We start from the raw sequence: 2635 nt of genomic DNA on the forward strand, positions 1-2635 counted from the left end.
CAACGAGGACGGCCGCGTCGTACCCGTAACCGTGTGCGACACCTGGACGTCGAGTGCGTTCTCGGATACCGGTGTCACGCCCGTCACGACGACGCTGATCTGCGGGTACCGCGCCACGTTGAAGAAGTCGGGCGAGCGCAAATGCCGATCCCGCATGCGCGAACCGGTGTCCAGCGACTCGGCGACGATGTCGAGCTCACCGGTCACGTCGCCGGCGTCGCTGACCACGGCGTGGCCGCTGAACGAGGTGAACCGCCCCTTCACCGTCGACAACCCCCACATCGCCTTGCTCTCGAACGTCACCGTCGACGCGTCCGGAACAAGTTCCCACTTACCGCCGGCGCCGCCGTGCTTGAGGAAGTCCGAAACCGAGAACATCATCGCTCCTATCAGGAAGAGCATTGTCCGGTCGCGAGCGGGTTAAACCGCTGCCGGATAACGATTCGGTGGCGATCGATGTCGGACGGTAGTGGGCCGCGTCACACTGGTTAGGCCAGCTCACCACGGTGCGATACGCTCAACACACCGTTGGCGTGAGTGACAGTCCGCCAGCACGTCGTGGAACATTCCTCATCCCACCGGCAACCGGCCCGACTTCCTGGCCGCACTACCGAGTTCAGATGACAGTGCAGTGATGCACGCCATTCTCGCGGCGATCGATTTTGCCGACCGGCAATCTCGCCACACCCGATGCCGGAAAGGCACCGAAAGTTGAACACCGACAAGACATTCGCCGATCTCGGCGTGCGCGCACCGCTGGTCGACGCGCTCACCGCGGGCGGCATCACCCAACCCTTCCCGATCCAGCTCGCCACCCTGCCCGACAGCCTGGCCGGCCGCGACGTCCTGGGCCGCGGTAAGACCGGCAGCGGCAAGACGCTGGCCTTCTCGATCCCGTTGGTCAGCCGGCTCGCCGACGCGCGACGCAACCCGTCGCGACCGTCGGGTCTGGTGCTGGCACCTACCAGGGAGCTGGCCACCCAGATCACCGCGACGCTGGCCCCGCTGGCCACGGCCTACGACCTGCGGGTCACCACGATCTTCGGCGGCGTCCCGCAGAACCGCCAGGTCAACGCGCTGCGCTCCGGCGTCGACATCGTCGTGGCCTGTCCGGGCCGCCTCGAGGACCTGATGCGACAGGGCCTGATCAGCCTGGACGCCGTGCAGATCACGGTCATCGACGAGGCCGACCACATGGCCGACCTGGGCTTTCTGCCCGGCGTAACGCGCATCCTGGCCGCGACCCCGAACGGCGGTCAGCGGCTACTGTTCTCCGCGACGCTGGACAACGGGGTGGACAAGCTGGTCAAGCGGTTCCTGCGCGACAAGGTCCTGCATTCGGTCGACGAGGTCGATACCCCGGTGTCGACCATGACCCACCACGTCTTCCACGTCGATGACGTGCAGGCCAAGAAGGCGCTGGTCCGCCAGCTCGCGTCGGGCACCGGGCGCCGAATCCTGTTCATGCGCACCAAACATCACGCGCGCAAGCTCGCCAAGGAGCTGACCCTGGCCGGTATCCCGTCAGTTGACTTGCACGGCAACCTGTCTCAGCCCGCCCGCGACCGCAACCTGGCCGCGTTCGCCGCGGGCGACGCGCGGGTGCTGGTGGCCACCGACATCGCCGCGCGTGGTGTGCACGTCGACGAGGTCGAGTTGGTGGTGCACATCGACCCGCCCGCCGAGCACAAGGCCTACCTGCACCGCTCCGGTCGCACCGCGCGGGCCGGCAACGCCGGTGACGTCGTCACCCTGGTGCTGCCCGAACAGCGCAAGGACACCCAGGTTTTGATGCGCCGGGCCGGCATCACCGTCAGCCCGCAGCGGGTCGCGGCTGATTCGGCCGCGGTGCATGCGCTGGTCGGCGAGGTTGCCCCGTACCGGGCTCCGCAGCCGGTGCGCCCGCCCCAGCCGCAGCGGTCGGGGACGCCGGGTCGGCGCCGGCGCGGCGGGCGTGGCTCGTCGACGGCCGGGCGCCGGTCACATCAGCGCCGCGCTGTGCGCAGCTGACGCGGCTGGGGACGGCTGAGGGCAACCCTCGTCCGCCGAAAGCGATATCGCATGCGGTATCACTTTCGGGACGAGGTACCCGTCCCCAAATCCGATTAGCCACCTTCTGCGTCCCGGATGGTCATCGCGGCCATTGCCGAGCATTATGGCGTTGCGGTGTTGCACTACGACCACGACTTCGACCGGATCTCCGCCGTCACGGATCAAATCGTTGACTGGGTGGGCGTCCGCGCTGGGGCCGATGAGGATACCTTCGACCGCCGAAAGTGATATCACATGCGATGTCGTTTCGCGAGCAGCTACCCACCCCAGAACTGCGCCGACGCCGTCAGGCGTCCTTGGCCCGCTCCGCGCTGAACGACACCGTCACCGTGTCGGCGACCTTCATCGAACCCATGAACATCGAGAACGGCCGCACCCCGAATTCGGTTTGAACAACCTCGGATTCGCACGTCATCCGCCACCGGTCGCCGATATCCTCCGCGCCTAGCTCGACGGTATGCTCCCGGCTCTTGCCGTGAATCTCCAACGTCCCCACCAGCCGGTAGCAGTCCTCGGTCAACGTGACATCGGTTGTCCGGAAACGGACCTGGGGGTGACGTCCGGCGTCCAAGGACTTCAGCGC

At 67.1% G+C, this 2635-nt stretch carries 4 protein-coding genes; 2 read left to right on the forward strand and 2 right to left on the reverse strand.

Annotation, left to right across the window (positions count from 1 at the left end):
• The coding region (locus ACN269_RS34855) for a YceI family protein (protein ID WP_421477615.1) at positions 1 to 378 on the reverse strand (378 nt) is incomplete at its 3' end.
• A gap of 333 nt (positions 379 to 711) precedes the next feature.
• Here ACN269_RS34855 and ACN269_RS34860 point away from each other — a divergent pair.
• Positions 712 to 2010 carry a DEAD/DEAH box helicase gene (locus ACN269_RS34860; protein ID WP_421477617.1) on the forward strand — a complete coding sequence of 433 codons (1299 nt, stop codon included), beginning with the start codon at positions 712 to 714 and terminating at the stop codon, positions 2008 to 2010.
• 117 nt (positions 2011 to 2127) lie between these two features.
• Entirely contained in the window at positions 2128 to 2280 is a 153-nt protein-coding gene (locus tag ACN269_RS34865; protein ID WP_421477619.1) for a hypothetical protein, read from the forward strand.
• Positions 2281 to 2338: 58 nt separating this feature from the next.
• On the opposite strand, the gene ACN269_RS34870 is transcribed toward ACN269_RS34865, so the two are convergent.
• On the reverse strand, positions 2339 to 2635 hold a 297-nt coding region (locus ACN269_RS34870), incomplete at its 5' end, for a YceI family protein (protein ID WP_421477621.1).

The sequence above is a fragment of the Micromonospora sp. WMMD736 genome, assembly GCF_049179015.1.
In the GTDB taxonomy this organism is placed as follows: Bacteria; Actinomycetota; Actinomycetes; order Mycobacteriales; family Micromonosporaceae; genus Micromonospora.